Annotated in this window: 26 protein-coding genes and 1 pseudogene; 18 read left to right on the forward strand and 9 right to left on the reverse strand. The window is 45.2% G+C overall.

Annotation, left to right across the window (positions count from 1 at the left end):
- Positions 1-113: 113 nt before the first annotated feature.
- Positions 114-1,043: a 2-hydroxyacid dehydrogenase gene (locus tag VL525_RS01580; RefSeq protein WP_325382592.1), complete on the reverse strand. Its 930-nt coding sequence runs from the start codon at positions 1,041-1,043 to the stop codon at positions 114-116.
- Positions 1,043-1,822, reverse strand: a complete 780-nt coding sequence (rsmA, locus tag VL525_RS01585; RefSeq protein WP_325382594.1) for a 16S rRNA (adenine(1518)-N(6)/adenine(1519)-N(6))-dimethyltransferase RsmA — start codon at positions 1,820-1,822, stop codon at positions 1,043-1,045. Before rsmA ends, VL525_RS01580 begins: the two co-directional genes overlap by 1 nt.
- Before the next feature lie 143 nt (positions 1,823-1,965).
- Between rsmA and pdxA the strand changes: the two genes are divergently transcribed.
- From pdxA to VL525_RS01605, 4 genes are all read left to right on the forward strand, one after another.
- On the forward strand, positions 1,966-3,021 hold the full coding sequence (gene pdxA / locus VL525_RS01590) for a 4-hydroxythreonine-4-phosphate dehydrogenase PdxA (RefSeq protein WP_325382596.1): 1,056 nt from the start codon (positions 1,966-1,968) through the stop codon (positions 3,019-3,021).
- Positions 3,022-3,480: 459 nt separating this feature from the next.
- Complete coding sequence (locus VL525_RS01595) at positions 3,481-3,723, forward strand: hypothetical protein (protein ID WP_325382598.1); 243 nt, start codon at positions 3,481-3,483, stop codon at positions 3,721-3,723.
- 19 nt (positions 3,724-3,742) lie between these two features.
- Positions 3,743-6,895, forward strand: coding sequence for a P-loop NTPase fold protein (locus VL525_RS01600; protein ID WP_325382600.1), 3,153 nt, complete (start codon positions 3,743-3,745; stop codon positions 6,893-6,895).
- A gap of 136 nt (positions 6,896-7,031) precedes the next feature.
- Complete coding sequence (locus VL525_RS01605; protein ID WP_325382602.1) at positions 7,032-7,199, forward strand: hypothetical protein; 168 nt, start codon at positions 7,032-7,034, stop codon at positions 7,197-7,199.
- A gap of 330 nt (positions 7,200-7,529) precedes the next feature.
- Here the strand turns inward: VL525_RS01605 and VL525_RS01610 are convergent, their stop codons facing one another.
- Positions 7,530-7,835, reverse strand: coding sequence for a hypothetical protein (locus VL525_RS01610; RefSeq protein WP_325382604.1), 306 nt, complete (start codon positions 7,833-7,835; stop codon positions 7,530-7,532).
- Between the two features lie 40 nt (positions 7,836-7,875).
- Here VL525_RS01610 and VL525_RS01615 point away from each other — a divergent pair, with 40 nt between their 5' ends.
- The 10 genes from VL525_RS01615 to VL525_RS01660 all read left to right on the forward strand — a co-directional run bounded on the left by VL525_RS01615 (position 7,876) and on the right by VL525_RS01660 (position 17,341).
- Positions 7,876-8,397, forward strand: a complete 522-nt coding sequence (locus tag VL525_RS01615; protein WP_325382606.1) for a DUF177 domain-containing protein — start codon at positions 7,876-7,878, stop codon at positions 8,395-8,397.
- A gap of 17 nt (positions 8,398-8,414) precedes the next feature.
- Positions 8,415-8,606, forward strand: coding sequence for a 50S ribosomal protein L32 (gene rpmF / locus VL525_RS01620; protein ID WP_325382608.1), 192 nt, complete (start codon positions 8,415-8,417; stop codon positions 8,604-8,606).
- A 15-nt stretch (positions 8,607-8,621) separates the two neighbouring features.
- The gene (gene plsX, locus VL525_RS01625; protein ID WP_325382610.1) at positions 8,622-9,560 is read left to right on the forward strand and encodes a phosphate acyltransferase PlsX; all 939 of its coding nucleotides are present in this window, start codon (positions 8,622-8,624) and stop codon (positions 9,558-9,560) included.
- A 16-nt stretch (positions 9,561-9,576) separates the two neighbouring features.
- On the forward strand, positions 9,577-10,566 hold the full coding sequence (locus VL525_RS01630; protein ID WP_325382612.1) for a beta-ketoacyl-ACP synthase III: 990 nt from the start codon (positions 9,577-9,579) through the stop codon (positions 10,564-10,566).
- Between the two features lie 232 nt (positions 10,567-10,798).
- Entirely contained in the window at positions 10,799-11,281 is a 483-nt protein-coding gene (gene accB, locus VL525_RS01635; protein ID WP_325382614.1) for an acetyl-CoA carboxylase biotin carboxyl carrier protein, read from the forward strand.
- A gap of 107 nt (positions 11,282-11,388) precedes the next feature.
- Positions 11,389-12,729, forward strand: coding sequence for an acetyl-CoA carboxylase biotin carboxylase subunit (gene accC / locus VL525_RS01640; protein ID WP_325382616.1), 1,341 nt, complete (start codon positions 11,389-11,391; stop codon positions 12,727-12,729).
- 71 nt (positions 12,730-12,800) lie between these two features.
- A complete protein-coding gene (tatC, locus tag VL525_RS01645; protein ID WP_325382618.1) occupies positions 12,801-13,670 on the forward strand; it encodes a twin-arginine translocase subunit TatC in 870 nt (289 codons plus the stop codon).
- A gap of 65 nt (positions 13,671-13,735) precedes the next feature.
- Positions 13,736-14,167: a ribose 5-phosphate isomerase B gene (gene rpiB, locus VL525_RS01650; protein ID WP_325382620.1), complete on the forward strand. Its 432-nt coding sequence runs from the start codon at positions 13,736-13,738 to the stop codon at positions 14,165-14,167.
- A 104-nt stretch (positions 14,168-14,271) separates the two neighbouring features.
- A complete protein-coding gene (locus VL525_RS01655; RefSeq protein ID WP_325382622.1) occupies positions 14,272-15,810 on the forward strand; it encodes a M28 family peptidase in 1,539 nt (512 codons plus the stop codon).
- A gap of 145 nt (positions 15,811-15,955) precedes the next feature.
- Positions 15,956-17,341 carry a LutB/LldF family L-lactate oxidation iron-sulfur protein gene (locus VL525_RS01660; protein WP_325382624.1) on the forward strand — a complete coding sequence of 462 codons (1,386 nt, stop codon included), beginning with the start codon at positions 15,956-15,958 and terminating at the stop codon, positions 17,339-17,341.
- A gap of 72 nt (positions 17,342-17,413) precedes the next feature.
- On the opposite strand, the gene VL525_RS01665 is transcribed toward VL525_RS01660, so the two are convergent.
- A complete protein-coding gene (locus tag VL525_RS01665) occupies positions 17,414-18,265 on the reverse strand; it encodes a DUF4198 domain-containing protein (RefSeq protein ID WP_325382626.1) in 852 nt (283 codons plus the stop codon).
- Positions 18,266-18,365: 100 nt separating this feature from the next.
- Between VL525_RS01665 and VL525_RS01670 the strand changes: the two genes are divergently transcribed.
- The 3 genes from VL525_RS01670 to VL525_RS01680 are packed head-to-tail and all read left to right on the forward strand — an operon-like array spanning position 18,366 to position 21,139.
- On the forward strand, positions 18,366-20,303 hold the full coding sequence (locus tag VL525_RS01670; protein WP_325382628.1) for a dehydrogenase E1 component subunit alpha/beta: 1,938 nt from the start codon (positions 18,366-18,368) through the stop codon (positions 20,301-20,303).
- Between the two features lie 12 nt (positions 20,304-20,315).
- On the forward strand, positions 20,316-20,567 hold the full coding sequence (locus tag VL525_RS01675; RefSeq protein WP_325382630.1) for a hypothetical protein: 252 nt from the start codon (positions 20,316-20,318) through the stop codon (positions 20,565-20,567).
- 2 nt (positions 20,568-20,569) lie between these two features.
- Positions 20,570-21,139, forward strand: a complete 570-nt coding sequence (locus VL525_RS01680) for a zeta toxin family protein (protein ID WP_325382632.1) — start codon at positions 20,570-20,572, stop codon at positions 21,137-21,139.
- 59 nt (positions 21,140-21,198) lie between these two features.
- Here the strand turns inward: VL525_RS01680 and VL525_RS01685 are convergent, their stop codons facing one another.
- From VL525_RS01685 to gcvH, 5 genes are all read right to left on the reverse strand, one after another.
- The gene (locus VL525_RS01685) at positions 21,199-21,810 is read right to left on the reverse strand and encodes a SprT-like domain-containing protein (protein ID WP_325382634.1); all 612 of its coding nucleotides are present in this window, start codon (positions 21,808-21,810) and stop codon (positions 21,199-21,201) included.
- A gap of 71 nt (positions 21,811-21,881) precedes the next feature.
- Entirely contained in the window at positions 21,882-23,987 is a 2,106-nt protein-coding gene (feoB, locus tag VL525_RS01690) for a ferrous iron transport protein B (protein WP_325382636.1), read from the reverse strand.
- Positions 23,988-24,000: 13 nt separating this feature from the next.
- The gene (locus VL525_RS01695; RefSeq protein WP_325382638.1) at positions 24,001-24,216 is read right to left on the reverse strand and encodes a ferrous iron transport protein A; all 216 of its coding nucleotides are present in this window, start codon (positions 24,214-24,216) and stop codon (positions 24,001-24,003) included.
- A gap of 231 nt (positions 24,217-24,447) precedes the next feature.
- Complete coding sequence (locus tag VL525_RS01700; protein WP_325382640.1) at positions 24,448-24,843, reverse strand: VanZ family protein; 396 nt, start codon at positions 24,841-24,843, stop codon at positions 24,448-24,450.
- Entirely contained in the window at positions 24,843-25,223 is a 381-nt protein-coding gene (gcvH, locus tag VL525_RS01705) for a glycine cleavage system protein GcvH (RefSeq protein ID WP_325382642.1), read from the reverse strand. The genes VL525_RS01700 and gcvH overlap by 1 nt, the downstream gene beginning before the upstream one ends.
- A gap of 129 nt (positions 25,224-25,352) precedes the next feature.
- On the opposite strand from gcvH, the pseudogene VL525_RS01710 reads away from it, so the two are divergent.
- A pseudogene (locus VL525_RS01710) lies at positions 25,353-25,560 on the forward strand (DUF4142 domain-containing protein); the annotation flags it as partial.

The following is a 25,560-nucleotide window of genomic DNA, read 5'->3' on the forward strand; positions in this document are numbered from 1 at the left end:
AGACTATGTGGGCTGATGCCTGCATAGTCTTGCTTTTCAGTAAAACGAAGATAAACGAATTAAGTTTGAATATCAAAATTTTTTGAGCGATTTTATTCCGAAAACCGTACAGCTCAGCGCTTTATTTTGCTCAATTTTTCGGCCATTACCTCGCTGATCCTGCGGTACGAATCAAAAGTCCAGCCTGCTACGTGCGGGGTTAGTAATACCCTGCCCGATTGCCGTAATTCTTCGTACCAGGCTTGTTCGCCCAGGGCCGGGAACTTCTCGGTTTCCAGTACATCCAGCCCGGCGCCTGATACCTTCCCCTGCTTAATAGCGTTTAATACTGCCTGCGTTTTCACCACTTTACCCCTTGAGGTATTCAACAGGAAAATAGGTTTTTTGAAGTGAAACAGGTATTCGTCATTCACCAGGCCGCTTGTTTCCGGTGTAAGCGGCACATGCAGGCTCAAAACATCCGAATACTTTACAATTTCCTCCATACTTACTTCGCGGGCATATTGGTCGCTAAAGCCGGTTTTGTATTTATCATAGGCAATAACATTCACCCCAAAGCCAGACAGTTTTTTTGCAAAGCTGCTACCCATAAAACCATAGCCGATGATGCCCACCGTTTTGCCTTTTAACTCATAACCCCGGTTAGCTTCGCGCTTCCATTCGCCCTTGCGTATTTCGGCATCGGCCCGGTTAAAGTTATTCATCAGGCTTAGCAGCATACCAATGGCATGTTCACCTACTGCGTCCATATTACCTTCGGGTGCGTTGATCAGGATGATACCTTTTTCAATGGCATAAGCCTCGTCAATATTGTCCATACCCGCACCTGCGCGGCAGATAAATTCCAGCTTTGTACTCAAATCAAGCACCTTTCTATCTACCAAAAATTTGGAACGTATCACCAACCCCTCGTAATCCCCGATAATAGCATAAGCTTCATCCGGCTTGATGGTCGGCCGGTAATCACAATGGTAACCCATAGCCTCTGCCTGTTCTATAAAAATGGGGTGTATATCGTCGACGATTAATATATTCTTATCCATTATCTATTTTCAACAATCTTATTCGTCAAACTAACAAAATCTGCAACGCTAAGCCGTTCGGCCCGAAGGTCAAGCATCGGCTCGCCGGTCATCTTTTCTTTATTGATGAGCGACGAAACTGCATTCCTCAAAGTCTTCCGGCGCTGGTTAAAACCGGCCTTTACTACCTGCCAGAAAAGTTTTTCGTCACAATCCAGTTCAGCCACTTCGTTTCTTGTCAAACGTATCACAGCGGAAAGTACCTTTGGCGGCGGATTAAATACCCCCGCTTTCACCGTAAATAAATACTCCACCTTGTAATAAGCCTGCAAAAACACGCTCAATATGCCATACTCCTTACTGCCTGGTTTGGCGCTGCACCGTTCGGCCACTTCTTTCTGGAACATGCCCACTACCTCCGCCACCTGCTGCCGGCTATCCAGCACCTTGAATAATATCTGAGACGAAATGTTGTAAGGGAAATTACCAATAATGCCGAACTTCCCCGTAAACACCTTGCCGAAATCCATCTCCAAAAAGTCATCATTGATCAGCCGCTCGCCTAATTGGGGATATTTCTTTTGCAGGAACTCGTACGATTCGGTGTCAATATCTATCAGGTAAGTTTGCAGGTCGGTACGCTGGAGCAGGAAGTCGGACAGTATACCCATACCCGGCCCTACTTCCAGCACCTGCGTATAGCCGCCGGCCAGCTGCAAACTGCCAACTATCTTTGCGGCAATATTTTTATCCGTCAAAAAGTGCTGACCCAGATGCTTTTTCGCCCTTACTATCGACATTTCCGATCCAATTATAGGCGCAAATTATACATATTTGTGCTTTAATCAGGAATTTGCATACCTAAATTCTTTATTTGCATCTTTGTGGTGGCGCATGGCTACAGGCGAATGACCAATGCCTTAATGCCCCAATGACTAAAGTTATGAGCGAGAAATTAAAAATAGGGATAAGTATAGGCGATGTTAACGGCATAGGGCTCGAGGTGATCATCAAAACCCTGGCCGACCATAAAATACTGGATTATTGTACACCCATAGTTTACGGGCAAACCAAAATTGCCTCCTTCCATCGCCGGGCCATTAATATCAGCGACTTCAATTTCCAGGTGATCGATCACGCTTCGCAGGCGCAGCACCGCAAGGCCAACATGATCAATTGCTGGGACGAGGATGTGAAAATAGACCTGGGCCAGGTTACCGAAAACGGTGGCAAATACGCCCTTATCTCGTTACAGCGCGCTGCCGACGACCTGCTGCGCGGCGATATAGACGCGCTGGTTACCGCGCCCATCAATAAAGATAACATCCAGAGCGAGGAGTTTAAATTTCCCGGCCATACCGAATATTTGCAGGAACGCGACGGCGCTGCCGAGTCCCTGATGTTTTTGGTGAGCGACACCCTGCGCATTGGCGTGGTTACCGGGCATATCCCGCTAAACTCGGTGGCCCAAAGCATAACTACCGAAAAAATACTGGCCAAGCTGAAGCTGATGGACGCCAGCCTGCGTAACGACTTTTGGATACGGCGACCCAAGATAGCCGTGCTGGGCCTTAACCCGCATGCCGGCGACAACGGCCTGATTGGCGACGAGGAGCAAACCGTCATCATCCCGGCTATACAGGAGGCTAAGGCAAACGATATACTGGCCTTTGGGCCCTACCCTGCCGATGGCTTTTTCGCCAACGGATCGTACCATAAATTTGATGCCGTGCTGGCCATGTACCACGACCAGGGCCTGATACCTTTCAAACAATTAGCTTTCGAATCGGGCGTAAACTTTACGGCGGGCTTAAGCTTCGTGCGTACCTCGCCCGACCATGGCACCGCTTACGACATAGCCGGCCAAAACCTCGCCTCGGCCGACTCGTTCCGCGAGGCGCTGTTTACCGCCATCCACATCGTAAAACACCGCCGCGAAACCGCCGTACTCACCGAAAACCCATTGGTAATAACCAAACTGAGCAGGGACAGGGATTGATTTGGTAGGTGAAAGGTTAAAGGTACGCCTTGGTACAACAACCTTTCGCGTTTTCCCTTTCCGCCTTTCACCTCAAAAGAGGGTTAACATGGTTAACACATTTTTAGGCGGTCCGTCTGTTAATTACTTGATAATCAACATATTAAGTCCAATCAGGATTGAGAAGTGTTAACCATAAAATAAGCGGCATTGCCGAATGTCTATAGATCGCACTTGGCCGACCGAATATCCCGGTACCTGCCAGGGGCCAAAAGCTCCATTTTGGCTTTTTCTGCCTTAAGTTGGCTAAAGTTGCCTCAAATTACCAGATCATAACAGTTTAGTGAATTATGGCGTTTCCCGAGTTTTTCATTTTGCGGAAAACCGCACCTGGCTTTTAGCACAATGTTGTCTTTTCTTGCCGTTTGTTGATGTGATGTTGCTGTAAGGCTGTCATTCGTAACCCGCAGCCAGCCTGCAATGCGCTTTGCATTTTCATTTGGCGTGTTTTTGCAAACTACCAGCCCTGTAAGGGCTAACGCGAAAAAAATTCCCCTCCCCGGAGGGGGTGCGGCTGCCCGTGCGGTGGCAGGGGTGGGTGAGCGCAGGGCCGTGAGTATAATTACTTGTGCTAAACCTTTGAAAATGGGTGTTTTCACGGTCATATCTTATTTAATTAATCGTATTTTTAACAATTGTTTAAACCTTTATAAAAAAGCCTAACTTCCTACTCATAATTTATATGTCGCAGCCAAAATTTATAAGTGATCAACCTCGGGGTGAAGATATGTTCGAGGGCAAAGCCCAGGAAAAAATTTCCTTTAGTATTATCGAATTAATCAATGATAAGGACTCTGAAAACCGGTTGCTTGGGCTTGATGGTGCTTGGGGGTCGGGTAAGTCAAATGTAATTACAATAATTCAAGATAAACTTAAGAATACACACCACATATATATCCATGATGCTTGGGGCCACCAAGAAGACTTGCAACGCAGGACATTTCTCGAGGAATTAACTGAAGATTTATGTAGCAACAACTTAATAGATAAAAAGACTTGGGAGGGTAATCTAAAGAATTTGTTGTCAAAAAAAAGAGAAACTGTTACGAAAACAATTCCCAAGCTCAGCCCTGGAATTATTGTTGCTATTTTAGTAACTGTACTGACTCCAATAGCAAAAGCCATGTCGGAAACCGTGCAGCGTCAGATAACTAAATTATTAATAACCGCGATTCCATTAATAATTGCTTTTATCATCTGGATAATATTCTCCATTGTTCGTCGTAAGCCGATAGCCCTTGCCGAAATGTTTTATTTATACAAAGAAAAAGAATTAGAGAACAAGACACATGTTACTGTGTCAGAGAGCGAGCCATCAGTGAGAGAATTTAAAAAATGGATGCATGACTTATCGCAAAGCTTAATCGAAAAAAAGTTAATTATCGTGTTCGACAATATGGATAGGTTACCGGCAGATAAGGTTCAAACATTATGGTCTTCAATACATACTTTTTTTTCCGAGCATTACTTTGATAAAATATCTGTAATTATTCCATTTGACAGAGAACATATCCGAGAAACATTTAAACTGGGGGCTGATAAGGATGAGAATATTAATCAATTTATCAATAAAACCTTTTCTGTGGTATTTCGAGTAGCACCTCTGGTCTTAACAGATTGGCAAAGGTTCTTCAATCTTAAATACAAAGAAGCGTTTGCTGAAGACGAAAATGATGAATATCAAATCACCGAAAATACATTTGATTTGATGCAAACGAAGATTACTCCTAGAAATATTATAGCGTTCATAAATGAATTAGTATCAATAAAGCGAATTGTTGGGAAGGATATACTCATGCGTTATATCGCCGTATTTGTGTTAGCAAAAGAAAAGATTTTGTTTAATCCAATAAATCAGATTTTAAGTTTAGAGTTTTTAGGAGGGGCCTCAAATCTCTTTAATGATGATAAAGAATTGCCTGACAATATTGCAGCGTTAACTTATAACGTTCCATTGGAATCAGCTAGACAAGTAACACTAACAAGAGAAATATTAATATCACTGAGAGAAAACGATCATAATAGGCTGTCTAAACTATCTGCACACCCGTATTTCATTGACGTCCTAGAACAAATCATACATAAAGAATCGTTCGATGCCGGAAATGCAGCATTGGCTATAAAATCCTTAACGATAGATTCTAAAGAAAAACCTTATATCGTTAGTAAATTCAATTATATATGGAATCGACTGGGTGAACTCGATCAAAAAACACCAATGTCCGAACAAAAAATTTCGGAGGGGCAAAAAATAATTTTAGAAAATATTTCTAACACAAAGATCAAGCAGTTCCTAGAAAATTTGGTGACCAAAATTCAAGATTCTCCAAATTTTAGCGGCAAAAATTATTTCACAGCGTTAGATGATGTAGATAAGTTTATTACATCCCAAAACTTAAAAATAGATATTCTACTATTTCTCAAAGAGAAAAAAGTCTCACCTGAAATATTTATTGATTATTTAAGAGTGTCTCGAAATTCGTACGCAAGATACAAATTAACGACAGATCAAAACTTATTGAATGATTATTTAAAAAAGAGTTTACCAACTGAAATACCAGTTATTAGCGAGCTGGCATTTATTAAAAATGCGTATGACTTTATTGCAGTTATACACGAATTGGATAATATTATAAGTAGCGGACAAGTAACGCTAATAAACATGGCAGAACTCTATTCCTTATATAAAATTGTCGTATCGGAGTCAAAACTCATTAAATTATTAGACGATTCTGCCATAACTAGTTTATTAATGGCCGCCACTCCAATGTCCGAAGTATATTTTGATCTGGTTGCGATGAGATTAGCCAGAGGCAACTCGTTTCCAGTAACTTTAGGCATAACGTCCACAGTGATTGAGTCAACTGATGAAAATCAGATTAATGAAATTGCCAAAAGAATTGAATATTTTATAATCTATGGTGACCTTTTATTATTAGTTGAATCGTTTGATAAACCTTTATTAAAAAGCGTTTTAAATAAGCTAACAAAAAAATCGATCAGAACATCGCGGCTCAGCATCGAAAAAATCCTACCAAAATTTGAAGCTATTAGGACGCTAATTGATGTCACGCCGTATGAATTTTTGGATAGATTGAATGGCTGGGCAGATTCTGCAAAAAAAGTAATTAATACCCAAAATATAAAAGACATAGTGCCAGACATAAAATTTTACGAGTATGCTATTAAACAAAATAATAAATTAGCAAATTTTATTGTCGAGGAAATAGGCAATTACCTAAACACTGTGCCTATTGTTGATTGGACTGCTGCTTTTCATGATGAATCCTCTTTCTTGTTTAATATAACGTTTTTGCTATTACAAGCAAGCAAATTGAACTCGCCACCTGATAATGCAATAACCTCATATAAAGAAATTTTAAAAGAAATCGCAAAAGGAACTTACGTCATTACAAAAGAAAACGTTTGGAGTGCTTACTACATCAGTATTAAGAAAAATGTTCTAAAGCCAACAATCAAAAATATAAGAGATATATTTTTAACAGATACTAATATTACTGCGGAAAGTTTTAAATACTTTTCCGAGATGTTATTGAGTTATGGTGAACTGGAAAAACGTGCATCAGACGTGACAAGACGAATATTGACGCCAGTAGCAAATGACGATATTAGTTTAGCCTTCATAATTAACCATGGAGATTTCTTCGCTCCAATAATTGTAGAATCAGGAGATGATGCTATAGATTTTAAAGATATTATAAGACGGAAAATAGCTGCAAATGAGAATATCGAAAATATCAATGAATTTGCGAATGCAATTAAGCTCTACGACACAGATCCTGGTGAAGAAAATAGTGCGCTAGGTAGTCAATAGCCCCATCCCATTAGTCCGCATTTGAAATCCGGACCCCAAAACTCGTTCAAGTCTTCCCGCAGGGGCGAAATAAAAGCAGGACTCCGTCCGGGTATTATATAAAACCCCGCTTGGAATGCCGATAATTGGCAATGTTATGAACATAGTAATAGGTGTTATCATGATTATCTTAGGAGGATGGCTTTCTTACTTCCAATTAAAACGTTTTGCAGAAGGCGTAGCCGATACTCTTGGAGGAAATGCTGGTTTGCTGATTATTGGAATTGCGCTCGTAGTTATTGGTATAATGATGTTGTTTAAATAAAGTGGTTATACCTCCCCGCTACCGCCCCGATGTTTGGGGTGGTGTTCCGCTTAGCTGTTTCAAAATTACGGACGGAACAGAACGCAAATCCCGGCCAACGCGGCGGTGTCGCGTGTGCCTATTGTAACAATATAAAAGCCCCCGTCATGCTGAACTTGTTTCAGCATCCCACGTGCTAATTATCCCGCACAACGCCTACTTATCTTGTGGGTTCCCGAAACAAGTTCGGGATGACATAGCGGTGCGGGACGGGCATCATGTTAATCGTCTAAATCTGTTTAATCCAGGTCAGACAAAAAGCGGCATGCCTGCGCTCATGTTTCGAGAGCCTCAACATGACAGCCTTTTGTTTGCGTAAGCGATAGCAGCGGATACCGGCCCCGCGGCTAAGGCTTGCGCAGTATAAGCGGATAGCGCGGCCCGCAGGGATACGCCCAAATTCAGTTGGCAGTTTTTAGTTAGCAGTCGGCAGTAAACAACCACCATGGCGGCGAAACCCCTCCCCGCCACTTCGCTGCCTGCCGCACCCCTCCCAGGGGAGGGAGTTATAATTCGTATCCGGTAATCCCCAACTTTCGGACTTATGCGGTCTTCCGGACTTCCCGACTCCCCTATTTCAACTTTTTTTTTCCACATTCTTAAATTTTCCCTACATTTGCGGGCTAATTATCGCTCATTGAAATCGCTAAAAACATATTCAATTCCGTTCACCGGGCTAAAACTGGGGAAACATGATTTTGATTATGAGATTGGCAATGCCTTTTTCGACGCGTTTGAATACTCGCTGGTAAAGAAAGCCGAACTGGTTTGCAAGGTGGAACTGGAAAAGCAGGAAACCATGCTGATACTGAATTTCGATATCAAAGGCCATATTACCATGACCTGCGATAAATGCCTGGCCGAATACCCGCAGCCGGTGGATATACAGGAACAGCAGATAGCCAAGTTTAGCGGGGAAGGTATTGATGAGGACGAAGAGATTATTACCCTGACAAAGAACGATCATGAGATTGATATTGCCGGGCTGATATATGAATACGTAAATGTTGCGGCGCCGTTTATTGCGGTTTGCAGCGACGAGGGCAAAACACCTTATTGTGATAAGGAAATGCTTGATCGCCTGGGCGAATTGTCGAAGGATAGCGATCAAAACACAAAAACGGACCCGCGGTGGGACGTTTTGAAAAAAATTAAATGATATAATTACAGGAAGTTATGCCACATCCAAAACGGAAATTTTCAAAATCGAGAACAGCGAAACGCAGGACGCATTACAAAGCTGAAGCTCCAACTTTAACCACTTGCAAAACAACCGGTGCTGTACATTTGCCACACAGAGCTTATACTGTTGATGGTAACGTATACTACAACGGTAAGCTCCTTATCGAAAACGCCGCAACTGCCTAAGTTTAATTTTCTGAAATGAAGATTGGCTTGGATATAATGGGCGGCGATTTCGCTCCAAAGGCAACTGTTTTGGGGGCAATTGAGGCCGCCAAACTACTGCCTGAAAGCCAGAAACTTGTACTTATCGGTGATAAGGACGTTGCTTTAGCCATTCTACAGGAAAATAATTTCGGCGCAGAAAATTTCGAGTTTGTTCACACCACCGAGGTTATCGGCATGGGCGAACATCCGGCCAAGGCGGTCATCAAAAAACCAGGTTCAAGCATAAGCGTTGGTTTCCAGCTGTTGAAAGATGGCGGTATCGACGCTTTCTCGTCTGCAGGCAATACCGGCGCTATGCTGGTAGGCTCGGTGCTTAGCGTAAAAACTATCGAGGGCGTACTTCGCCCGGCTATGTCGACAAACGTACCCAAGCTGACAGGCGGTTTTGGCCTTTTGGTGGATGTTGGCGCCAATGCCGACTGCAAGCCGGAGTACCTGCCCCAATTTGGCGTACTGGGCAGCTTATTTGCCGAAACGGTGTACCACATGCCTAATCCGCGTGTTTCGCTGTTAAATATTGGCGAGGAAGAAGAAAAAGGCAATGCCCTTTGCCAGGCGGTGTACCCGCTGATGAAGGAAAACCCGAATTTCAATTTCGTGGGAAATATCGAAGGACGCGACCTTTTCAGCGATGTTGCCGATGTTTACGTAACCGATGGTTTTACCGGGAACGTTGCCCTAAAGATGGCCGAATCGTTTTATGTGATATCACTCAAAAAACAGATAAAGGACGAATTCTTTGCCCGTTTTAATTACGAACAATATGGCGGCAGCCCTATCCTGGGCATTAACGCCCCGGTAGTGGTGGGGCATGGCATATCAAGCCCCGAGGCTATCAAAAACATGGTGCTTTTATCAAGGGACATGGCAGAAAGCGGCCTTGTCGAAAAAATTAAAAACGCATTTCAGTAATTACTACTTCATATAGATGAATAAAATTCATGCTGCTATTACTGCTGTAAATGGATACGTTCCCGATTATGTGCTGACCAACCACGAGCTGGAAACCATGGTGGACACCAACGACGAGTGGATAACCAGCAGAACCGGCATAAAGGAACGCAGGATACTTAAAGGCGAAGGCCTTGCCACGTCAGACCTGGCGGTACCCGCCGTTGAGGGCCTGCTGAAAAAAAGAGGCATATCTGCCGAAGAAATAGAACTGATAATTTTTTGTACCACCACGCCTGATATGCCTTTCCCGGCAACGGCTAATATACTGGCCGATAAGATAGGCGCGAAAAATGCCTGGGGATACGATCTGCAGGCGGCTTGCTCAGGGTTTGTATTCGGGCTGGCTACGGGCGCTCAGTTTATCGAGAGCGGAAAACATACCAAAGTATTGGTTGTGGGCGGCGATAAAATGTCGGCCATTATCAATTACAAGGACCGTGCAACCTGTATCATCTTTGGCGATGGCTGTGGCGCGGTATTGTTAGAGCCGGACACCGAAGGCTACGGCGTTATAGATTCGGTGCTGAAAAGCGATGGATCGGGCCGGGCATTTCTGCATCAAAAAGCGGGCGGTTCGTTAAAACCTGCCACACATGAGACCATAGATGCGAACGAACACTTTGCTTACCAGGAAGGGCAGGCGGTATTTAAATTCGCGGTAACCAACATGGCCGATGTCGCCGCTGAAGTAATGGAGCGCAACGGCCTGGAGTCGGAAGATATTGCCTGGCTGGTGCCTCACCAGGCCAACAAACGTATTATTGATGCTACAGCAAACCGCACCGGCGTAAGCGCCGATAAGGTGATCATCAATATCGAACGTTATGGCAATACCACCAACGGCACCATACCATTATGCCTGTGGGAGTGGGAAAGCAAATTTAAAAAAGGCGATAACCTGATATTGGCCGCATTTGGCGGTGGGTTTACCTGGGGGTCGGTCTACTTAAAATGGGCTTATTGATGTGCAGATAATTTAATGTGCAGATGTGCAAATGATAAATGTGCAAATGCCTGAACTTTTATAGATATGTTTTGTTTATTTGCTATTACAAAATCCAGTAAAATTTATTAACCTGACTAATTAAAACATTTGCACATCTGCATATTTACACATTCGCACATTTGAAATTCGCATATTTGCACATTAAGATATAACTTAGAATAATTCTTTATCCAAAACCAATTCCAAACTTATGGATATTAAACAGATTCAGGACCTGATACGCTTCGTTTCAAAATCGGGGGTAAATGAAGTCGCTATCGAACAGAAAGACTTCAAGATCACGATAAAAACCAACCAGGCGCCAACGTATGTAACTGCTACCGTGCCTGTTGAACCGGCCCCGGCAATAAACGCCATTGCAGCGGCAGCTACCCCGGTGCCAATAGCCCCGACAACAACAACCGCCCCTGCAGCTGAAGCTGATACATCGAAATACATTACCATCAAATCGCCGATGATAGGCACCTTCTACCGCTCTGCCTCGCCCGAGAAACCCCTTTTCGTTAACGTTGGCGACGAGATAAAAGAGGGCCAGGTGCTTTGCATTATCGAGGCGATGAAATTGTTTAACGAGATCGAGTCGGAAGTATCCGGCCGTATTGTGAAAATTCTGACTGATAATGCATCTCCGGTGGAATACGATCAGCCTTTATTCCTGGTCGAGCCGGCGTAACGTTTACACAGCAGCTGCCCTGCCTGCAGGTGCGGCGGTGTAGATCAATTATCCGTTTATTTTAACCGATCAAAATGGAATCCGGTGTACTCCCAAAAGGAAAAAAAATGTTTAAGAAAATATTAATTGCCAACCGCGGCGAAATTGCCCTTCGTATTATACGTACGTGTAAGGAGATGGGTATCAAAACCGTAGCGGTATATTCTACTGTGGACAGGGACAGCCTGCATGTACGTTTTGCCGATGAGGCCGTGTGTATTGGCCCTCCGCCCAGCCGGGATTCTTACTTAAGTATCCCCAATATTATTTCGGCAGCTGAGCTGACCAACGCCGATGCTATACACCCCGGCTATGGTTTCCTGTCGGAAAATGCTAAGTTCTCGGCCATTTGCGCCGACTATGGCATTAAATTTATCGGCGCTACTGCCGACCAGATCAATGCCATGGGCGACAAGGCTTCAGCTAAATCCACCATGAAGAAAGCCGGTGTACCAACGATCCCGGGTTCCGAAGGCTTGCTGAACGACGTAAAGGAAGGCATTGCCTTAGCCAACAAAATAGGCTATCCCGTTATACTGAAAGCGACTGCCGGCGGCGGTGGCCGTGGCATGCGCCAGGTTTGGAAGGATGAAGAATTTGAACCCGCCTGGGATTCGGCACGTGCCGAATCAGCCGCTGCGTTTGGTAACGATGGTCTTTATTTAGAGAAATACGTGGTCGATCCGCGCCACATAGAGATACAGGTAGTAGGCGACCAATACGGCAAGGTATGCCACCTTTCCGAACGCGATTGTTCCATACAGCGCCGTCACCAGAAATTGGTGGAGGAATCTCCCTCACCTTTCATGACCGAAAAACTGCGCAAACGCATGGGCGACGCCGCTATCAAAGGCGCCAAGGCAGTAAAATATGAGGGTGCAGGTACCATCGAATTTTTGGTGGACAAGGACCGCAACTTCTATTTTATGGAAATGAACACCCGTATACAGGTGGAGCACCCGGTTACCGAAGAGGTGATCAACTTCGACCTGATAAAAGAGCAAATAAAAGTTGCAGCCGGTATACCTATCTCCGGCAAAAATTACGAACCGACGATGCACGCCATCGAATGCCGTATCAACGCCGAAGATCCATTTAACAACTTCCGCCCTGCGCCGGGTAAGATCACCAATTTCCACTCACCGGGTGGTCATGGCGTACGTATCGATACCCATGTGTACTCGGGGTATGTTATCCCGCCAAATTACGATTCGATGATAGCCAAGGTAATATGCGTGGCGCAAACCCGCGAGGAGGCCCTAAGCACCATGGAACGTGCATTAAGCGAATTTGTGATAGAAGGCATCAAGACAACCATTCCATTCCATTTAAAATTATTGCAGGACCCTAACTTCCGGGCGGGTAATTTTACTACCAAATTCATGGAGACTTTTGAATATTCCAACTAAAATTACACTGCAATAGTAAATTAAATCGTAAATAGCATACCGTAATTCCGGCGGGCTATTTATATAAGGCAATGAGCAAGATAAGCGATAAAATAATCAATACTGTCAAGGAAAAAAGCAAAAGCCTTGAGGGCGAAATGTCCTTTTTCGACCACCTGGAAGAATTAAGGTGGCACCTTATCCGCTCGGCCCTGGCCATTTGTGTATTCACCATTATCGCTTTTACTTTTTATACCTGGATATACGACCACATCATCATGGCCCCCAGCAAGAAGGACTTCTGGACCTTCAGGGCGATGTGCCAGGTCGGCGAGTGGCTGCACCGCGATATGTGTATCAGCAATATCAATATCCACCTCATCAATACCGAAATGGCCGGGCAATTTACCCTGATGATCGACTCGGCGCTTATGATCGGTTTGATCCTGGGCATCCCCTACCTGCTGTTTGAACTATGGCGGTTTATCAAGCCGGCCTTACATGAAAAAGAACGCAAGGCGGCAAGCGGTTTTGTGTTCTACGCTTCATTTTTATTTATATGTGGTGTATTGTTTGGATACTATATCATAACCCCGGTATCGCTTAACTTTCTATCCAGTTTCACTGTAAGCGGGCAGATCCAGAACTTATTTTCGGTCGATTCATATTTGTCTTCTGTCTCTACCCTTACCCTGGCTACCGGCCTGGTTTTTGAATTGCCGATATTGGTTTATATCCTGGCTAACCTGGGCATACTTACGCCTAAATTTATGCGCGATACCCGGCGTTACGCTATCGTTATCATATTGATCATCGCTGCGATAGTTACGCCTACTCCCGATATGCTTACGATGACGGTGGTTGCCATACCGTTACTGTTGCTTTACGAATTGAGTATCAGCGTTGCAGCTGTTGTTGAACGCAGGAAAAAGAAACGCGCCGCAGAAGCCGATGCCAGTTAAATAGCTAAGCAGTTTCCAACAAAATCTTTACCTTCGTTGCTTAAATTTTATAATAGATTTGGCCAATGAACGATCTTAAAATAGCCATCGGCGCCGACCATGCCGGGTTTGAATATAAGGAAGCGATAGCTAAATGGCTGAACCAGGAAAACCTGAAGGATTTCGGAACTTATTCGGCTGATTCGGCCGATTATCCCGACTTTGCCCATCCTGTAGCTTCGGCTGTAGAAAATGGCGACTTCGATTTTGGTATTCTGGTATGTGGCAGCGCCAACGGCGTAGCTATTACGGCCAACAAGCACCAGGGTATACGTGCCGCCATTTGCTGGAATGAGGAACTGGCCGCACTGGCACGCAAGCATAACAATGCTAACATCGTATGCATCCCCGCCCGTTTTATTTCGATAGAAGAAGCCGAAAAGATCATCCAAATATTTTTGAATACCGAATTTGAGGGCGGAAGGCACGCCAACAGGGTGAACAAAATGGCTTGCTAAGGTGTAAGGGTAACGGTAAAAGGTTTAAAAACAAGTCACCAATCACCAGTTAACCAATCACTTATTACCAATTAACTAATCTCAATAATTAACAAAACACATATATGAAAAAAACTTACTTAATTATCGGCGCGCTTGCTATCGGGACATACGCGAGCGCGCAAAAAACTGCCGACCCCACTAAGTATGCGAAGCTGATCACAGCTGAAGATGCCAAAAAGCATTTGAGCATCATCGCATCGGACGCCTTCGAGGGCCGCGAAACCGGCAAACCCGGCGCCGATAAGGCAGCCCATTATATTGAAGCCGAATTTAAGCGGCTGGGCCTGCAGGCACCGGTAAACGGTTCATATTTCCTTGACATCCCGTTAGTGGAAAATTCGATGGAAATTTCCTTTAACGTGAATGGCGAAGCTGCTGCTAACGGGGTCGATTTCTTTACCCGCTCCAATGCCTCGGATAATACCATAACTGCCAGCGAAATTGTTTTTGTAGGTTATGGCACCGAAGCCGAATTGGGTAATACCGATATTGCCAACAAAGTAATTTTACTGATAAACGAGGATAAGCCCGAAGCTGGTAAGGAAACCAACACCAGCTACCGCGCCACTGCTGCCCGTACTGCCATATTGAAAAATTTGCAAAGCAAAAATCCGGCTTTGATACTGGCTGCTAACGGCGAAATTGCCGACCTGATGAAACGGTTCGGATCGTCGGTAAGAGGTGGGCGCTTAACCATAAAAACGCCCGAAAGCAAAAACGTAACACAGCAAATACCTGTTATGCATATTACGACGGCCCTGGCCGACCAGTTGGTAAAATCGAGCGGAAAATCTTATGCCGACCTGAAAGGCTCGGGCGCACAGGTTATCAAAGCCGATGTAAAAGCCGATTTTCGTACAATACATAAAGACGTTAAAGCGGTTGACGTACTGGGCTACATGCCGGGTACCGACCTGAAAGATGAGGTGCTTGTTTTCTCGGCCCATTACGACCATATCGGTTTAAACCCGAACGGCAAGGACAAAGTAAATAACGGCGCTGATGATGATGGTTCTGGCACTACCGGCATACTGGAAATAGCCAAAGCATTTTCGCAGGCAAAAAAAGACGGTCATGGTCCGCGCAGAAGTGTCCTGTTCCTGGGCAACGTAGGCGAAGAAAAAGGCCTGTTAGGATCCGAATACTATACCGATCATCCGGTGTTCCCGCTGGCTAATACCATTACCGACCTGAATATTGATATGATCGGTCGTGTTGGCGAAGAATACATCGGCAAAGCTGACTCGGCAAACTATGTGTACACCATCGGTTCGGCTATGCTGAGCAAGGAGCTGCACCAGATAAACGAGGATGCCAACGCCAAATACACCCATTTGGACCAGGATTATAAATACGATGATCCAAAGGACCCGAACAGGTTCTACTACCGTTCAGATCATTACAACTTTGCTAAGCATGGTGTACCTATCATCTTCTACTTCAACGGCGTACATGCTGATTACCACCAGCCCGGCGACGAAGTGAGCAAGATCAACTTCCCGCTGCTGGCAAAACGCGCACAACTGGTATTTTATACCGGCTGGGAACTGGCTAACCGGGATAAGAGGCCGGTAGTGGATGCTCCGGCATCTTCAAACTAAGGTCATTCCGAATCAATTGCAGACTTCCGAAGTTTTAAAAGCTTCGGAAGTCTTTTTTTTATAAGAATTTCTCCCAACCAACTTAATCTAACTTATTCAACGCTATCAACTACGCCTTAAACATAAAATCCTTAATTTCGCAACCATGGGATACATCGCGGAAGAGTTTTTGGTTGCCTCTGAGGATAAGGCGTTCGACATGAGCCACCGCCATATCATCAACTATAATATTGCCAAATATGATACCGCTGTCGATAGGGGTTTGTCGCGGCTTATCAATCTTGACAATACCAAAAAAAAGGGCCATGTGATCAAATGGCGGGTGATGGAGAACCTGGATAAGTTCCTGCCCGAGTTTGAAGCCAATTTTCAGCGTCGCGGCGGTAAGGTGATCTGGGCAAACGACGCAGAAGAAGCCAACCGCGAAATACTGAACATCATCCAAAAGGCGGGCGCAAAAACCGTTGTCAAATCCAAGTCGATGGTGACCGAGGAGATTCAGCTCAACGAATTCCTGGAAGAAAACCATATCGAATCGCTGGAGACCGACTTAGGCGAATATATCGTTCAGTTATTAGGTCAGCGGCCATACCACATCGTTACCCCCGCCATGCACCTGTCCAAGGAGGACATTGCCAAATTGTTCCATGAAAAGTTCGGCACGCCACTGGATTTTACGCCCGAACAGTTGACCGCTAAGGCCCGCGAGCTGCTGCGCGACAAATATGTGCAGGCTGATGTAGGTATTACGGGGGCCAATTTTTTGCTGGCTGATACCGGCAGCATCGCGATAAGCGAGAACGAAGGTAACGCCAGGTTAAGCACCAGTTTTCCTAAGATACATATTGCAGTTGTTGGTATCGAGAAAATAATCCCCTCTATTGCCGACCTCGACTTGTTCTGGCCGATGCTTTCAACCCATGGCACCGGGCAAAACCTGACCGTTTACAATACCATTTTAAGCGGGCCGCGCCAGGGCGACGAAACCGACGGTCCTGATGAAATGTACGTGGTGCTGCTGGATAACGGCCGTACCAACCTGCTTGCCCAAAAGGATCAGCGCCAGGGGCTTTATTGCATCCGCTGCGGCGCCTGTTTGAACGCCTGCCCTGTTTATAAGAATATCGGCGGGCATACTTACGAAACTACCTATAGCGGGCCCATAGGCTCAATTATCACCCCGCACACGCGTGGCATGGAGGAATTCAAACACCTGAGTTATGCATCCAGCCTGTGTGGTAAATGCAGCGAGGTTTGCCCCGTAAAGATAGACATACATAAAATGCTGCTGTTAAACCGCCGCGATTCTGTTAAACAGCATGTAGTTACCAAAAAAGAAGAATGGGGCTGGGCGCTTTGGAAAACAGGTATGCTCAACCGCAAATGGATGGACTTCTTCAGCGGAAAGACCAAAAATTTCTTCCTCAAAACGCTGTTCCGGAAAACCTGGGGCAAACTGCGCGAAATGCCGAAAGTAGCAGAAAAATCATTCAGCAAAATGTGGGCTGAGAAAAATCAATCCGAAATGTAGAGACGCATAATTATGCGTCTCCCACGATAATATCTGCCGGTAAGGACGCATGATCATGCGTCTCTACGTTGTTTAATGAATATTCCCGAAGCCAAACTCCTTGTAAGTATTTGGCATATCGTTGCTGCTCACAAAAGCGAATGTATAGGTTGTTAGCCAGGTGTCGTAATCGGCGCTTTTGTCTTTTGATGGTTCCATGTGCATCGAGCGCAGCATGTAGACCCCTTCCCTGCTCAGCTTAAAATAGATCTGCCCTGCTTTATCTGTAGATAGTTTCTGAACAAATACATTGCCGCCGTGCGACTTGATATATAAAAGAACATTGGCATTTACGGCAGGCTTCCCCTTAAAATTAACCAGCCCGATGATGTCATCGCCATAGTTACCTTTATAAGGGTTATCTTTTAAAATGATCTCGTAATCCTGGTCCTGGCTCTTGTTAAAGTCGTTGGCGCTTTCTTTATCCACCTTTACCAGCGTTTTGAGGTACCAGGTAAACCGTTCCCTGAAAATATCCTTACTCCCGTTTTTTACTTTTTCAGAATATTGCGTAAGTCCCTCATCGTCCAGTTCGCGCGTAAAATCATCGCGCTCCACGTCATCAATTACCGGCTTGCGGGTCATGGTTATCATGTTCAGGCCGTCTTTTTCGGCAGTTACCGTCGCTATTGTATCGCTGCTTTTGGTGGCAATATCCTTATCCGACTTTTTTGATCCCGCGGTAATGTTGAACTTATCCACTTTGGCCGGGTCGAAATTAAGCCGGTCCTGCACTACAAACTGGTTCGCACTAAACAAATGCACTTTCAGTTCATCGCCTTTATGCAGGTAAAAGTGCTGGGGCACTAACAAGTAATCCTGGGCGCGGGCTTCTGATACCAAAAGAAAAAGCAGGGAAAAGAGACAGCAATAGATATATTTCATGGCGATGATTATTGGTTTGCCCAAACATACAAAGTTTTAAAAACTTCAGTAGTTTCGCTTCATGATTTTCGAACGTAAAAACGTTGATAATGACAAATTAGTGTCGTTTTATAAGGCTTTGCTATGGCCACGGCTGATAGAGGAGAAAATGCTGATCCTTTTGAGACAGGGGCGCATCGGCAAATGGTTCTCGGGCATTGGCCAGGAAGCCATAGCCGTAGGCAGTACTCTGGCCATGCAGCCGGATGAATATATCCTGCCGATGCACCGCAACCTGGGCGTTTTTACAACACGCGATATTCCCCTTTCGCGACTGATGGCCCAGTGGCAGGGAAAGGCATCGGGCTTTACCAAAGGGCGCGACCGCTCCTTCCATTTTGGCACGCAGGAATATAAGATCATCGGGATGATATCGCACCTTGGCCCGCAAATGGCCCTGGCCGATGGTATAGCTTTGGCGGATGAATTGGGCAAAAGAAAAAAGGCAACCCTGGTTTTTACAGGCGAAGGAGGCACCAGCGAAGGCGATTTCCACGAGGCGCTGAATGTGGCTTCGGTTTGGAATTTACCGGTGATATTTTTGATCGAGAACAACGGTTATGGGCTCTCCACGCCGGTGAACGAACAATATAAATGCGAAAAACTAAGCGACCGCGCCATTGGTTATGGCATCGAGGGCCGTACGATAGATGGCAATAATGTGCTGGAAGTTTACCATACGATAAACGAGCTGGCGGAGGACATCCGCCAAAACCCGCGACCTGTTCTGCTGGAATGCATGACCTTCCGCATGCGCGGGCACGAGGAAGCATCGGGCGTTAAATATGTTCCGCAGGAATTGTTTGACGAGTGGAAAGAAAAGGACCCCATCTCAAACTTTGAGCAATTCCTGTTAGACGAAGGCGTACTGAATGCCGACAAAATAAAAGTGATCAGGAGCGGCTTTACTTCGATGATCGACATCCAGATCGAACGGGTATTCAACGAACCGGACATTATCCCGGACCCTGCTGTCGAAATAGCCGACATGTATAAACCTTCCAACTTTGCAGCCGTCCAGCCCTCCGACCAAAAAACATCAAAACGCTACATCGATGCCATAAGCGACGGCCTGCGCGAAGGCATGAAGAAGCACCCGAACCTGGTATTAATGGGCCAGGACATTGCCGAATACGGCGGCGCGTTTAAAATAACCCAGGGATTTGTTGAGGAATTCGGCAAGGATCGTGTGCGCAACACGCCGATATGCGAGTCGGGTATTGTGGGTGCGGCAATGGGGCTGTCTATCAACGGCTATAAATCCGTTGTCGAAATGCAGTTTGCCGATTTCGTTACCTGCGCCTTTAACCAGGTGATCAATAACCTGGCAAAAACACATTACCGCTGGGGCGAAAATGTAGACGTGGTAGTGCGCATGCCCACGGGTGCGGGTACCGGCGCAGGACCTTTCCATTCGCAAAGTAACGAGGCCTGGTTCACCAAAACCCCAGGGCTGAAAGTGGTTTACCCGGCTTTCCCATCGGATGCTAAAGGCTTATTATTAGCAGCAATTGACGACCCTAACCCCGTGATCTATTTCGAACATAAATACCTGTACCGCAGCATCAGCGAGGATATTCCCGACGACGAATATACCATCGAGATAGGCAAAGCCCGCGTAGTACAGGATGGCACACAGGCCAGTATCATTACTTATGGATTGGGTGTACATTGGGCGCTGGAATATGCAAAACAACACAGCGACAAATCCATCGAGATCATCGACCTGCGCAGCCTGCAGCCCTGGGACAAAGAGGCCGTTGAAGCCAGCGTGAAAAAGACCGGTCGCGTTTTGATATTACACGAAGACACCTTAACCAATGGCTTCGGCGGAGAAATAGCCGCCCATATAGCCGACCATTGCTTTGCTTACCTGGACGCCCCCGTTATGCGCTGCGCCAGCATGGATACCGCCATACCCATGAACAAGGCACTCGAGGACCAGTTTTTAGCTAAGGCGAGGTTGGGGGAGATGATGGAGAGATTGCTGAATTATTAGTAACTTAGTATTATGGTCACGCTGGAAGATATTTATAAAGAAGACCCTACACAACGTATAATCGACGAGGGTGCGGGTTGGGGTGCAGAGCAAATGCTTAAAGCAGGTGTGCCGATTTTTTATCGTGATGAAGAATACCCGGAAACAATGGAAGGCAACCTTTTTATAAAGGAATATCCCAACAGGCTCAGGTTTTTGGTGCGAAAAGAACTTACTTCCGACAACCGCTTACTGGAAGAGATCATCAAACCGCTGAATAGTTAACAATGCCTGCGTTAACAGTTATCGGCGGACCTAATGGATCAGGAAAAACTACATTAACTAAATACCTTATTGAGAATGGGAGGGTAAAAACCGATGTAATAAATCCCGACCAAATAGCTCATGAAGAACTGGGCAGTTATGCCTTACATGTAAAGGCAGCCAGGATGGCTTTACAGAGACGACAAAAAGCTATCGACCAAAATACCGACTTTACTTTTGAGACCACATTTTCAGGCAACTCAGAGATCAATCACATTCAAAAAGCAAAATCCAAAGGTTATAGCCTTATCCTGTATTATGTTGCGCTGAAATCCAAATTGGATAACATCATTCGCGTGGAGCAAAGAACTACAGACGCAGGTCATAATGTTGAAAGAGATGACATCCTCAGACGATATACAAAAAGTCAATCTAATCTTGAAAAATATATTCACTTGTTTGACAAGGCCTATCTATTCGATAACTCGTTATCACGATTTTCCCGCGTTGCCATATTTGAAAATGGAAAGCTCCGTTGGTCAAATGAAAAGCATAAAGAACATCCTTTTTACAAAGGCCTGTTTAAACCATAATTAAAACCTTTTGCCCCTGCCTGCCGGCAGGTTTATCCTTTCAGCTTTCATCTCCTTCTCTAACCCTCGACCAACTCCACCTCCGCAACCGGGCTAAACAAATAAACCCTTCGCGTAGCTATCTCCGTGCATTTAAAACGTTTGCGCAGTTGTTCTTCCTTACGGAATACGCGGCCATTGTTAAGTTTGAACAAGGCCTTCATCGGCACTTTATCTACCGTCAGATGCGCCGGTTTGGGAGCATCGTACGAGCGGAGCGCTTTATATAAGTTAAGATCAGAGCAACTGGAAGCCGCCGGGTTATTCAGATAGCTGACTATAGCACGCTTAACATCGAACGGAAATATTTCCTGCTCAAAAAACGGCTGCATCATTTTTTTGAAATTGGCCTTCCATTCGGTTCCGTGTGGTTTTGCCTTATGCTTGTGCTGGTTCCAGGTGTGCAGGTGCGCAAACTCGTGCACGGTAGTCACCAGGAAGGCGTAGGGATTCAGGTCATAATTGACTGATATACGATGACCCTTACCACCATGCGGCGGGCGGTAATCGCCAAACTTGCTGTTTCTGTTACGGGAAACCTTAAACTCACACTTAAAGTAATCTATCCACCTGCCTATCAGCGGGGCCGCCGCCGGTGGAAGATACATCTCTAATACTTTTACTTTATCCAATTCTCAAATATAAGCAGAAAGACAAAAGCTTACTACATCCGTACAAAAAGCTTTCCGCTTTAGCCTTTAAGCTACTTTAGCAAATGATAAGTAATAAAACTGGCCAGGTAAGCCAGTACAGTCATATAGGCAAATTGCGCGGCGGGCCAGCGCCAGTTTTTGGTTTCGCGGTAAACTACGGCCATGGTGCTGGCGCATTGCATGGCAAAGGCATAGAACATCATCAACGAAAATGCAACGGCAGCGGTAAATACAGGTCCACCTGTCTCGGGATTTTTGGCATCATGCATTTTTTGCTGCACCGATTCTATTTTATCTTCATTACCACTGTAAATGGTGGCCATAGAACCAACAAATACCTCGCGGGCAACAAAAGAAGTGATCAATGCGATGCCAATCTTCCAATCGAACCCGAGCGGTTTTATAACGGGCTCTATGGTATGCCCGAGCATGCCCGCGTATGAGTTCTCCAATTTTTCGGATGATACCGCTAATTGCTTGTCTTCAGGTTTAAGTTGCGAATATTGAGGCTGCTCATACTTCTGATCGATCCTTTCAAAACGATCGCCGGGACCGTATGACTTCAGTACCCACAGAATTACTGATACAGCAATGATCACCTTACCAGCCTGAAGCACAAAAGTTTTCGCGCGCTGATACATATCCTGTCCCACATTTTTCCATCGCGGCATGCGGTAAACAGGCAGCTCCATAATAAAATAGCCGCGTTCACGCGCTTTGAAGATAAACTTCATCACAAAAGCGACAGTTACAGCTGATACCAGGCTAAACACGTACATAGCAGTAAGCGCAAGGCCCTGCAAGTTAAATACCCACCATACATTACGGTTGGGAACTACCAGCGCGATCAATAAAGTATAAACCGGCAGGCGGGCTGAGCAGGTAACCAGAGGCGTCACCATGATGGTGATCATCCGGTCCTTCCAGTTTTCGATGGTGCGGGTGCTCATGATTGAGGGTACTGCACAAGCAAAACCGCCGATAAGGGGCACAACCGATTTCCCATTCAAACCTACTTTACGCATGATGCGATCCATCATGAAAGTAACGCGCGACATATAGCCGGTATCTTCCAGGATCGAAATAAAGCCAAACAGGATAGCTATTTGCGGAATGAAGACCATTACGCCACTCAATCCTCCTAAAACACCGTCGACAACCAGGCTGGTTAGTGGCCCGGATGGCAATATGCTGTGCAGCGATGCCTGCGCCCATACAAAGAAATCGGCGATGAGCTTCATGGGGTAAGCCGACCAGGCAAATATCGATTGGAACATGAACAGCAGGATGCCCAAAAAAATAACAAACCCAAAGGTCTTATGGGTTAGTATTTTGTCGATCTTATTGCTGATGGTTTGATCATGCGCGGTCTCCTTTTTGCTGACCGTATCATAGAGCAGATCGTTAATAAAATTATATCGTGCTATAGTTTCAGATGCCTGGGCCTTTTGCGAATGGAAGCTGTGTTGTTGTTCGAGCTCTTCGATGCGGTCACTTTGTTGGGGCGTAAGGAAACTTAATGTCTCGTGTTGGTGAGCCAACTGGAGAGCGAAATACGGGTTATCAACTTCAATCTCTTCGCCTATTTGAGCAATCAGTTGCGGAGCGAGCGCTTCCACATCAATCGTGTCTTCCTGTAGCGCCACTTTGTTGGCATAGCTGATGGCCTGCTTCAACTTGTCGATACCTTCGCCTTTACGTGCTGCGATTGGAACAACCGGAACACCAAGTTTTTGCGCGAATGCGTCCACATCAATGGTAATATCCGACTTGCGCGCCAGGTCCATCATGTTAAGTGCTACAATAACCGGGATCTTCAAATCGGCAACCTGGGTATAAAGCAACAGATTGCGCTTTAGGTTAGAGGCGTCGAGAATGACAACAGCAAGATCGGGCCTGAGCGGGTTTGATTTATCGGCTAAAACAGAAAATACGATCGACTCGTCCCGGCTTTTGGGGTAAAGGCTATAAGTGCCCGGAAGGTCTATAATTTGTGCGCGGCGCCCGTCGGGCAAATCGCAATAACCTGTCTTTTTATCGACGGTAACACCCGGAAAATTGCCTATCTTTTGATTGAGCCCGGTGAGTACGTTAAATAAAGTAGATTTACCGGTATTGGGATTTCCTACAAGCGCAACTTTGATATCTGCGTCCAATTGTCAAATGATGTTATTGCAGGATAATGGTTGAAGCCTCTCTTTTACGTAAACTCAACTGGTAACCTGAAACATGGATAGCGATGGGATCGCCAAGGGGAGCAATGCGTGAAACCCTCACTTCTTCACCAGGCAAACAACCCATTTCCATCAACTTTACCGACATTTCAAGATCGGTAAACTCCTTTACAATCCCAGTTTCGCCTACTTCAAGTTGAGAAAGTTTCATATCCGTTATGCTAAATACTGAACAAATGTAAACCTTATTTAAATTAAATCCAAATAAGAAGAAGCGGTCTTCATCACTTTTTTACATTCAGCTTAACAATACTATACATAGCGGGCTATCGGAGCGGTTTTGGTAACCGTTTTGATTTTTCCGAAGTGGGGACAGCCACAGTCTTTTTTGAAAATACCACAAGATGAGAGGCCAATGATGGCCAGCAATGCTAAAGCGTATTTAATTTTTTTCATGTCCCAATGCCCGTTCTATGATCACGATACTAAAAGCAGCCATACATGCGCCTATGGCGTCGGCTTCAAAATCGCCCCATTCGCCACTGCGCCAGGTAAAAATCGTCATTTGCAGTATCTCGATCAGTCCTCCAAAGGCAACCGCGCAAGCAACAACCATGGCTGCCGATGTATACGAAAGAAACTTAACTTTTTGTTTCCTTATTATGCCGCTGCACCAAAAAACTGTGAGCACAAAAAAGAGTCCGCAATGCGTTACTTTGTCAAACCCAACAAAAAACATTGGCGACTTCCCAACCCCGCCCAGTTTGATACTGCATATGGTAAAAATAAATAAAGCCCACAAAATTGTGAGCTTTTGATATTTTAACGCCGGTTTCATTATGCGCCTACAAGCGTTTGATAAGCTTCGGCAGATAATAAACCGTCTACCTCTGAAGTGTCTTTGATCGAGATCTTAACCATCCATCCTTCGCCATAGGGGTCGGTGTTTACTAACTCGGGCTGGCTGTCAAGCGCAGGATTAACGTCGGTTACGGTTCCGGTTAGTGGCATGAACAGATCGGATACAGTTTTTACCGCTTCAACGGTTCCAAAAGTTGCCTCTCTGGCCACTTCTTTTCCTACCGAAGAAATATCGACATAAACAATGTCGCCCAGTTCGCGCTGCGCAAACTCAGTGATTCCAACAATAGCAGTATTGCCTTCTACTTTGATCCACTCGTGGTCTTTAGTGTATTTTAATTCAGCAGGAAAATTCATGATTGTGCTTTTTTTCAGCATCAAAAATAAAAAACTTTATTAAACAAATCGGATAAAAACACCTTTCCCGGAAAGCAAAAACCTTAACTATTGGGCATTGTTAAACTAATATCAAATAAAACATTCGTCATGAAAAAAATAAGTTTGTTATTCGTGACCGCCTTATCTGTAGTTGCTTTGAACGCCTGCGAGCATAAAAGCGACAGCGAAAGCAAAGCCGACAGTACTAACGTGGCTAAGACGCAGGATACGACCGCAATGAAAACGCCTATAGCCGTCGATCAGAATGATGCCAAATTTGCGGTAACAGCTGCCGGCGATGGCATGGCCGAAGTAA

Source organism: Mucilaginibacter sp. (genome assembly GCF_035492695.1).
In the GTDB taxonomy this organism is placed as follows: Bacteria; Bacteroidota; Bacteroidia; order Sphingobacteriales; family Sphingobacteriaceae; genus Mucilaginibacter.

What these genes read in the sequence shown, in the direction of transcription:
- VL525_RS01580 (WP_325382592.1), bottom strand. Translation starts at nt 1,043, where the DNA reads ATGGATAAGAATATATTAATCGTCGACGATATACACCCCATTTTTATA.
- rsmA (WP_325382594.1), bottom strand. Translation starts at nt 1,822, where the DNA reads ATGTCGATAGTAAGGGCGAAAAAGCATCTGGGTCAGCACTTTTTGACG.
- pdxA (WP_325382596.1), top strand. Translation starts at nt 1,966, where the DNA reads ATGAGCGAGAAATTAAAAATAGGGATAAGTATAGGCGATGTTAACGGC.
- VL525_RS01595 (WP_325382598.1), top strand. Translation starts at nt 3,481, where the DNA reads ATGCGCTTTGCATTTTCATTTGGCGTGTTTTTGCAAACTACCAGCCCT.
- VL525_RS01600 (WP_325382600.1), top strand. Translation starts at nt 3,743, where the DNA reads ATGTCGCAGCCAAAATTTATAAGTGATCAACCTCGGGGTGAAGATATG.
- VL525_RS01605 (WP_325382602.1), top strand. Translation starts at nt 7,032, where the DNA reads ATGAACATAGTAATAGGTGTTATCATGATTATCTTAGGAGGATGGCTT.
- VL525_RS01610 (WP_325382604.1), bottom strand. Translation starts at nt 7,835, where the DNA reads ATGTGGAAAAAAAAAGTTGAAATAGGGGAGTCGGGAAGTCCGGAAGAC.
- rpmF (WP_325382608.1), top strand. Translation starts at nt 8,415, where the DNA reads ATGCCACATCCAAAACGGAAATTTTCAAAATCGAGAACAGCGAAACGC.
- plsX (WP_325382610.1), top strand. Translation starts at nt 8,622, where the DNA reads ATGAAGATTGGCTTGGATATAATGGGCGGCGATTTCGCTCCAAAGGCA.
- VL525_RS01630 (WP_325382612.1), top strand. Translation starts at nt 9,577, where the DNA reads ATGAATAAAATTCATGCTGCTATTACTGCTGTAAATGGATACGTTCCC.
- accB (WP_325382614.1), top strand. Translation starts at nt 10,799, where the DNA reads ATGGATATTAAACAGATTCAGGACCTGATACGCTTCGTTTCAAAATCG.
- accC (WP_325382616.1), top strand. Translation starts at nt 11,389, where the DNA reads ATGTTTAAGAAAATATTAATTGCCAACCGCGGCGAAATTGCCCTTCGT.
- tatC (WP_325382618.1), top strand. Translation starts at nt 12,801, where the DNA reads ATGAGCAAGATAAGCGATAAAATAATCAATACTGTCAAGGAAAAAAGC.
- rpiB (WP_325382620.1), top strand. Translation starts at nt 13,736, where the DNA reads ATGAACGATCTTAAAATAGCCATCGGCGCCGACCATGCCGGGTTTGAA.
- VL525_RS01655 (WP_325382622.1), top strand. Translation starts at nt 14,272, where the DNA reads ATGAAAAAAACTTACTTAATTATCGGCGCGCTTGCTATCGGGACATAC.
- VL525_RS01660 (WP_325382624.1), top strand. Translation starts at nt 15,956, where the DNA reads ATGGGATACATCGCGGAAGAGTTTTTGGTTGCCTCTGAGGATAAGGCG.
- VL525_RS01665 (WP_325382626.1), bottom strand. Translation starts at nt 18,265, where the DNA reads ATGAAATATATCTATTGCTGTCTCTTTTCCCTGCTTTTTCTTTTGGTA.
- VL525_RS01675 (WP_325382630.1), top strand. Translation starts at nt 20,316, where the DNA reads ATGGTCACGCTGGAAGATATTTATAAAGAAGACCCTACACAACGTATA.
- VL525_RS01680 (WP_325382632.1), top strand. Translation starts at nt 20,570, where the DNA reads ATGCCTGCGTTAACAGTTATCGGCGGACCTAATGGATCAGGAAAAACT.
- VL525_RS01695 (WP_325382638.1), bottom strand. Translation starts at nt 24,216, where the DNA reads ATGAAACTTTCTCAACTTGAAGTAGGCGAAACTGGGATTGTAAAGGAG.
- VL525_RS01700 (WP_325382640.1), bottom strand. Translation starts at nt 24,843, where the DNA reads ATGAAACCGGCGTTAAAATATCAAAAGCTCACAATTTTGTGGGCTTTA.
- gcvH (WP_325382642.1), bottom strand. Translation starts at nt 25,223, where the DNA reads ATGAATTTTCCTGCTGAATTAAAATACACTAAAGACCACGAGTGGATC.